10 protein-coding genes and 1 tRNA gene are annotated in these 6,293 nt (G+C 49.1%); 9 read left to right on the top strand and 2 right to left on the bottom strand.

Annotated features, from left to right (window positions below; all coding sequences use genetic code 11):
• The first annotated feature begins 74 nt into the window (after positions 1–74).
• The 6 genes from ACNRUY_RS04140 to ACNRUY_RS04115 all read left to right on the top strand — a co-directional run bounded on the left by ACNRUY_RS04140 (position 75) and on the right by ACNRUY_RS04115 (position 2,858).
• Complete coding sequence (locus ACNRUY_RS04140; protein ID WP_488110382.1) at positions 75–275, top strand: hypothetical protein; 201 nt, start codon at positions 75–77, stop codon at positions 273–275.
• A gap of 82 nt (positions 276–357) precedes the next feature.
• The gene (locus tag ACNRUY_RS04135; RefSeq protein WP_488110381.1) at positions 358–768 is read left to right on the top strand and encodes a YopX family protein; all 411 of its coding nucleotides are present in this window, start codon (positions 358–360) and stop codon (positions 766–768) included.
• 166 nt (positions 769–934) lie between these two features.
• On the top strand, positions 935–1,168 hold the full coding sequence (locus ACNRUY_RS04130) for a hypothetical protein (protein WP_488110380.1): 234 nt from the start codon (positions 935–937) through the stop codon (positions 1,166–1,168).
• A 70-nt stretch (positions 1,169–1,238) separates the two neighbouring features.
• Positions 1,239–1,484, top strand: a complete 246-nt coding sequence (locus ACNRUY_RS04125; protein ID WP_488110379.1) for a hypothetical protein — start codon at positions 1,239–1,241, stop codon at positions 1,482–1,484.
• Positions 1,485–1,638: 154 nt separating this feature from the next.
• Positions 1,639–1,836, top strand: a complete 198-nt coding sequence (locus tag ACNRUY_RS04120) for a hypothetical protein (protein ID WP_488110378.1) — start codon at positions 1,639–1,641, stop codon at positions 1,834–1,836.
• Between the two features lie 5 nt (positions 1,837–1,841).
• Positions 1,842–2,858, top strand: a complete 1,017-nt coding sequence (locus tag ACNRUY_RS04115; RefSeq protein WP_488110377.1) for a tyrosine-type recombinase/integrase — start codon at positions 1,842–1,844, stop codon at positions 2,856–2,858.
• Positions 2,859–2,963: 105 nt separating this feature from the next.
• Here ACNRUY_RS04115 and ACNRUY_RS04110 read toward each other — a convergent pair.
• Both ACNRUY_RS04110 and ACNRUY_RS04105 read right to left on the bottom strand, forming a co-directional pair.
• Positions 2,964–3,040 (bottom strand) — tRNA-Arg (locus tag ACNRUY_RS04110).
• 87 nt (positions 3,041–3,127) lie between these two features.
• Positions 3,128–3,349 (bottom strand): flagellar biosynthesis anti-sigma factor FlgM, encoded by a 222-nt coding sequence (locus ACNRUY_RS04105; RefSeq protein WP_488110376.1) that lies wholly within the window; start codon positions 3,347–3,349, stop codon positions 3,128–3,130.
• Between the two features lie 328 nt (positions 3,350–3,677).
• On the opposite strand from ACNRUY_RS04105, the gene ACNRUY_RS04100 reads away from it, so the two are divergent.
• The 3 genes from ACNRUY_RS04100 (at position 3,678) to ACNRUY_RS04090 (ending at position 6,259) form a co-directional block, all read left to right on the top strand.
• Positions 3,678–4,379 carry an MlaA family lipoprotein gene (locus ACNRUY_RS04100; RefSeq protein ID WP_488110375.1) on the top strand — a complete coding sequence of 234 codons (702 nt, stop codon included), beginning with the start codon at positions 3,678–3,680 and terminating at the stop codon, positions 4,377–4,379.
• A 192-nt stretch (positions 4,380–4,571) separates the two neighbouring features.
• A complete protein-coding gene (locus tag ACNRUY_RS04095) occupies positions 4,572–5,744 on the top strand; it encodes a SpoIIE family protein phosphatase (protein ID WP_488110374.1) in 1,173 nt (390 codons plus the stop codon).
• Between the two features lie 2 nt (positions 5,745–5,746).
• Complete coding sequence (locus ACNRUY_RS04090) at positions 5,747–6,259, top strand: STAS domain-containing protein (RefSeq protein WP_488110373.1); 513 nt, start codon at positions 5,747–5,749, stop codon at positions 6,257–6,259.
• Positions 6,260–6,293 lie beyond the last annotated feature (34 nt).

Raw genomic sequence — 6,293 nt, 5'->3', positions numbered from 1 at the left:
AAGGCGGCTGTTAGAAAAAGAAGTTGCAGATGGCATCTAACACTGCGCCATGCGCCAACAAACGGAAACAACTAATGGAAAAATACAACAGCAAATATGTTGAAAGGCTTGAAGAACTGGTTGATCTAATGACTGAGGCCGTAGAGCAAGCAGCATCCATTATTGATCCGGAAAGGACAGGTTTTGTCTCTACGGAAGTCGCTGAAAAGAACCTGTACGCTTCGATTGACGCTGCAAGCAAGCTCTATACAGACTTTAACGACGAAGACGAATAACCGTTCAATCATCGGCTACCGCAGGCAGCCCGTTACATTAATTTGTCATGTGTACCTTTTAACTCGGAACAGGATCAAAACAATGCGTGAACTTAAATTCAGAGGCTGGGATAAGGAGTGCGAAGAAATGTTCTTTACCCAGGACATGGAGCCAGAATATATGGTAACTGTGAACCCAGAAACAGGTTGTATAGGCTTTCTTGGAGAGGGTCCTGATAACGATGTTACTGGCCCAATGATGTACGACTTGGACTGCGAGATTATGCAGTTCACCGGATTGAAAGATAAAAACGGAAAAGAGATTTACGAGGGCGATCTTGTGAAAGCTGATGGAGAGTATGCAGCGGAAATATGTTTCAAATTTGGAACATTCCTTCTTCGTCATGTAAACCATGCTGGTGTTAATGGTACGTCAATCTCTGATGTGGCAACTGATCGATACGAAGTTATTGGCAACATCTATGAAACGCCAGAGCTGGCTAAGGTCACATAACACCAGAACATTTACCGATTGGTGCTGATATCGAGATTTGTCAACTAGAAAAAGGGGGTATTCGAAATAGCGTGTGTATTGGATTGTATTTTTTATACATGATTGCCGCAATATTTCAGGGTATTGGTTGGATCGGTGATCAAATTGAAAGAGGAGTTAAATCTCTATGACCAGACAAGAGTTTGATAGCTACAGCTTCCACGCTAATACCTGGGTGGCCTATCGAAACGAGATGAAATACGTGATAGCAATTGACTTTGAGGAAGCTCTTTTTGCGCTAACCGATGAGAAAGAAGATATACCCGCCGAAGAGTGGAAATGGGTTCGGTGCGAAAGCGTAACAGTGAGGCCAAAATTAACTGTTGTTGAATCACATAAAGATGCTGGCTTAGCAACATAACCTTGCGAACATCGGCGTGAAGCGTCCGATGCTTTGCGTTGTTATGTGGCGATAGATGAAGGACTAAAAAATGATGAATTCAGATGAAATGTTTGGAGAGTTAAAGGTGTATTCAGAGCTATCAAGAAAAGAAACCGATAAAAAATCTAGCTTGATCGAGCTGTTAAATGATGAAGGAGAACAAAGAAAAGCTTTTGAGAGCTTTATTAACTCATCAAGTGTTCGTTACTCCTTTGATCGTAATGAGCACGGTGAGTACAAAAGCCCTGCCGTGTTCCACATGTGGGCTGGGTACTGTATAGCTCAAGCCGTATAACACTGGGATATACCTCACCTTAGCCAGGATGGAATTTTAGGCGGGAATTATGAGTCAAATAAAATCGGAACTACTGGAGACCGGGAGAGGTCTTAGAAAAGGAGCTCCCGTGAAGAAAATTAGAGAGTTAGCGTTTATTTAGGAAGGGGGGTGTATGAAGAGTTCAGAGCAGCTCATAACAGAAGATCAATTGAAGGAGTGGTCCCAATTTTCCCAAACGGCAGCTCTTCTTGATTTTCTGAAAAACAACGGTATTGCGTACTTTCGGGGAAAGGGTGGCTCGGTCATTACTACCGTCAAAGCGGTTAACGACGCCCTTGCCAACGACAAAGAGTCTAACTTTGATTGGTAGTAGTTGTGACAAGACGTAAAAGAAAATACCCGAAGGATGTTTATATTTACCGGGGCCGGTTGGTCTACTGGCCCTACCTCGGCTGCATCAATGGCAAGCCAAAGCGTGGGAAGCGGATCATTCTCGGGGATATAGATATGCCGGAAGGGGTTCTTTTCAAAACCCTCTCCCAGATCAAAGAAAGCAAGGTAAAGACCTTGGAGTGGCTGCTTTCTGAGTTCATAGCCAGTCCGGAATTCAAAAAGCGGGGCATCAAGACTCAGCGAGAACAAAGAGAGATGTATTACCCCAGGATCGTCAATGCGGTCAGTGAGAAAACCGGGAAGCGCCTGGGTGATGCCCCGCTATCCAAGATCACCGCCGCCATGCTAGTGCGGTTTATGGAGACCCAGAACGGGAATACCACAAAAAACAAGATAAAGAGCTTTATTGGTGCAGCCTGGAGCTGGGCCATTCTCAAAAATGATGACATTCCCCAAACCAGCCCAACCATCAATATCCCTCGCTGGGAAGAGAAGCCCCGAGACCGGTATGTAACGGATGAGGAATATCGGAAGGTGCGGCGCCTCATGCAGCCCTACTATCGTGCAGCAATGGAAATTGCCTACCAGTGTCGAGCCCGGGAAATAGAGGTCTTCAACCTGACTTATGACGATCTTCTGACCGAGGGCATCTACATCAAACGCACCAAGGGCAGCCTGCCAGAAATCACCCTGTGGAACCGCCGATTAAGAGCAGCCGTCCGCATGGCAAGGCAAGCCTGCAACAACCCGAACAGTAAACATCTATTCCATGATAAAGACGGCTCAAAGATTTCATCCAAACACTTCTCCAGCCGGTTCAAAGACTCCATGCGCCGACGGGTGGCGGCAGGGAAAATCAGCGAGGAAGAGCGGTTCACATTTCACGATTTGAAGGCAAAAGGGGTGTCCGATCACGAAGGCAATCACTCCGGCCACAAGACGCTCAAGGGTAAGAAAATTTACATCCGGAAAGCCCCGAAAGTGAAAGGCTCCCGGTAAACGACGAACATTATTTAAACGGTTGTTTTGTTCTCAGCTTTGTTCTCATTTGGCAAATTTCGGCCATAAAAAAAGAGCTACATCGCTGTAACTCTTTGATTTTAATGGCGCTCCCGAGAGGATTCGAACCTCTGACCTGCCCCTTAGGAGGGGGCCGCGCTATCCAGCTGTGCCACGGGAGCCTCTGGCATCAGACCCGGTTACCCCCGGTGCTGAGCCTTGCAGAAAGCGAATTGAAGCGTACTGTATTCACCCTCGATGATCAAGCCTCAGGAACCGTCTTCTTCAGGAAAGACAATCTCAATCTGTCGCTCAAAACTGAGCATTTTATCTGCCAGGCGCTCACTGTTAACCACCAGCTGACCGTTCAGATACGCCTGCCGCAGGCTCAGAATTTTATCATCCGATATCCCCACTACAGCGATTGCATCAGGGGTTGTCTCTTCGGAGCCACTCCTTATTGCAGCAGGCTCTCGATGCTTCTCTACCATGTTCACTCCTTGAACAAACTGATTTCAGTACATAATTATCCAACGCGTCGCTCATGTTGTCACCTCACAGAAGGGGTGTCTACAATAGGCGACTGGTGTTTTTTGGATACAATTTTCATACCATATCCGGATCCCAAACTATTTTATAATAATATCAATGGCGATGGTTCGGGGAAGTCAACTTTTTACTCTGAACGCGCTTTCATACGGTGATCATCCTTTACAAACGTTATACAATGACGATATCCGTTATGGCACGGAAGCGTTCAGGCGCAATCATGAAAGGCCTGCAGCCACTTTTCACTGACAAGGAACGAGGACATCCATCATGAACCGTTTTTCTGTTACTGCCATTCGCACAGTAGCAGTCATGTTACTGCTGGTGGCTCCTGTGCAGCTCTTCGCCTCTTCCCCGGTCTCTTATGACGATCCCTGGGAGGGAATGAACCGCAAGATATTTCAGTTCAATGACTGGGTGGATACTTATGCCCTTAAGCCGGTCGCTAAAGGGTATGACTTCGTCACCCCCAAACCGGTTCAGGGCCTGGTGGGCAATTTCTTCAGCAACCTGGGTGAAGTGCGTAACGCCGCCAGTGCAGGTCTTCAGCTGAAAGGAAAAGACGCTCTGGTGTCAACCGGTCGACTGCTGATCAACTCCACCATTGGCATGCTGGGCCTGATTGATGTCGCCACTCCCCTGGGGCTCGAACAGCGCTACAGTGACTTTGGTCTGGCATTTGCCAGCTGGGGTGCTCCTTCCGGGCCCTATGTTGTTCTTCCTTTCCTTGGCCCTTATACCGCCCGCTCGGGAATAGGCCTGGTACCGGATATGTACACCAACCCTCTTAGTTACCACGACCCGGAGAGAGAGCGCCTGATTGCACGGGGTGTCGATATCATCAATACCCGGGCCAGGCTTCTGGATGCAGAAGAACTGATCGTTGGTGATCGCTATACCTTTATCAAAGACAGCTACCTGCAAAGACGGGCATTCCTGATCACAGGCGAACAACCCGAAGACGACTTCTGAAAAGGCGCCTATTATTGACCTCGATGCAGGCGCAGCACCTGACAATCAAGACAGCTGTTCAGACGGCCAGCTTGCAGCAACTGCAGGTTGGGAGTATGTTTTCCTTAAAATTGTATCGGGGTTCGCTTTTCGAATGTATCGAGCTCAAGCTCTGGTGAATAGAACCACAGTCTTAAAGGTTCTGGTATGAGTATGGCTAGCAGTACCATCCTGGTGATTGATGATGACGCGATCGTACGTGAGAGCATTGTTGCCTATCTGAAAGCCAGTGGTTTCAACATTCTCGAAGCGGAGAACGGTGAGCAGGGTCTGGCCATTTTTCGAGAGCAGTCTCCAGACCTGATACTCTGCGACTTGAGAATGCCCATAATGGATGGGCTGACCATGCTGCGCAATGTCCGGAGCGAATCCCTGGAAACCCCGTTCATTGTGGTCTCCGGCGCAGGCATCATGGCGGACGTTGTTGAAGCCCTGAGGCTGGGAGCCAGTGACTTCATCATCAAGCCCATCGTCGACCTTGAAGTACTTGAGTACGCCATTAACCGGGCCCTGGAGAATGCCCAGCTGCAGATGGAAAACAAGCGCTACCGGGAAAGCCTGGAAGAAGCGATTCACACTCTCGAAAACAGTCTGAGATTACTGCAGGAAGACCAGAAAGCCGGGCGCGAAGTCCAGATGAACATGCTCCCGAAAGAACCCCTCCAGTACGACGGGTTCCGGGTGGATCATCACATCATTCCATCACTCTACCTCAGTGGGGATTTTGTCGATTATTTTGCCCTGAATGACCACAGCTTCGCCTTTTATCTGGCTGATGTCTCTGGCCATGGCGCCTCCTCTGCTTTTGTTACTGTCCTGCTCAAGCACATGTCTATCAACCTGCTGCAGGAGTACCAGTCCCATGGGGGCAGAGCCAGGGTCAAGCCCTCCCATGTCCTTAATTACATTAACCGGAACCTGCTTAAATCAGGCCTGGGAAAACACGTGACGGTCTTTGGCGGCGTTGTGAATACCCGGGAGCAGACGCTGACTTACGCCTTTGGCGGCCATTACCCCTTGCCTATCCTTGCCATTGGCGACCAGGTGGCGTTCGTAGAAGGTAAAGGCCTGCCCGTAGGGCTGTTTGAGGATGCTGTTTTTGAGGATGTCACTATAGACTTGCCCCCGCAATTCACCTTGACTATCCTGTCCGACGGTATCCTTGAGGTTCTTCCCCAGAAGAGCCTTCAGGAAAAGGAACAACACTTGTTATCTGTCATCAGAGAAGGAGCCGACACAGTATCGGCACTTGCTGAAAAACTGGGGCTGAATGACGTTGACGCAGCTCCCGATGACATTGCCCTGTTGATACTGGCTCGGAACTGATCATGATTCCCGGAAAAATCCAGTTTGCCGAAAGTGAGGGTACTTACGTACTCAAGCTGATCGGAGAAGTACGCCTGACCCTTTGCCCAAGCCTTGAAGCGTTTCTAAACTCCATGTTCACAGAACCCGGTTTTCGTGCTGTGGTAGTGGACCTTTCTGAAACCGAAACCATCGACAGCACATCCCTTGGGCTTTTGGCCAAACTGTCCATCAAGGCCAAGCAGCAGCTGGACCAGCGACCGGTTCTGATTTCGCCCCAGCCGGACATCACCCGAATTCTGATGAGCATGGGCTTTGAGCGGATCTTTGTCATTGTTGAAGACCGGGACAACCTGCTTGAACAGTGCACCATGAAGGAACTGAACTGTGAAGACAGCTGTGAGCAGTCAAATCATGCCCGGGTCCTCGATGCCCACCGGGTTCTGATGAACCTCAACGAGAACAACCGGAAAGCATTCAGCGACCTGGTGAAGCAGCTTGAACGGTATGGCCAACCGGAGCCCTCCTCTCCCTGACAGGGCATCCGGCCTGTTTCAGGAGCGCAGCAAT

This window comes from Endozoicomonas sp. Z74, from assembly GCF_057680865.1.
The sequence above is the reverse complement of the archived record's forward strand: the minus strand, read 5'-3'. Positions and strand labels throughout refer to the sequence as shown.

Bases quoted from the DNA above. Each gene is read 5' to 3' on its own strand.
- ACNRUY_RS04090 (WP_488110373.1), top strand. From the start codon at position 5,747: ATGATTCCCGGAAAAATCCAGTTTGCCGAAAGTGAGGGTACTTACGTA.
- ACNRUY_RS04105 (WP_488110376.1), bottom strand. From the start codon at position 3,349: ATGGTAGAGAAGCATCGAGAGCCTGCTGCAATAAGGAGTGGCTCCGAA.
- ACNRUY_RS04100 (WP_488110375.1), top strand. From the start codon at position 3,678: ATGAACCGTTTTTCTGTTACTGCCATTCGCACAGTAGCAGTCATGTTA.
- ACNRUY_RS04140 (WP_488110382.1), top strand. From the start codon at position 75: ATGGAAAAATACAACAGCAAATATGTTGAAAGGCTTGAAGAACTGGTT.
- ACNRUY_RS04125 (WP_488110379.1), top strand. From the start codon at position 1,239: ATGATGAATTCAGATGAAATGTTTGGAGAGTTAAAGGTGTATTCAGAG.
- ACNRUY_RS04120 (WP_488110378.1), top strand. From the start codon at position 1,639: ATGAAGAGTTCAGAGCAGCTCATAACAGAAGATCAATTGAAGGAGTGG.
- ACNRUY_RS04095 (WP_488110374.1), top strand. From the start codon at position 4,572: ATGGCTAGCAGTACCATCCTGGTGATTGATGATGACGCGATCGTACGT.
- ACNRUY_RS04135 (WP_488110381.1), top strand. From the start codon at position 358: ATGCGTGAACTTAAATTCAGAGGCTGGGATAAGGAGTGCGAAGAAATG.
- ACNRUY_RS04130 (WP_488110380.1), top strand. From the start codon at position 935: ATGACCAGACAAGAGTTTGATAGCTACAGCTTCCACGCTAATACCTGG.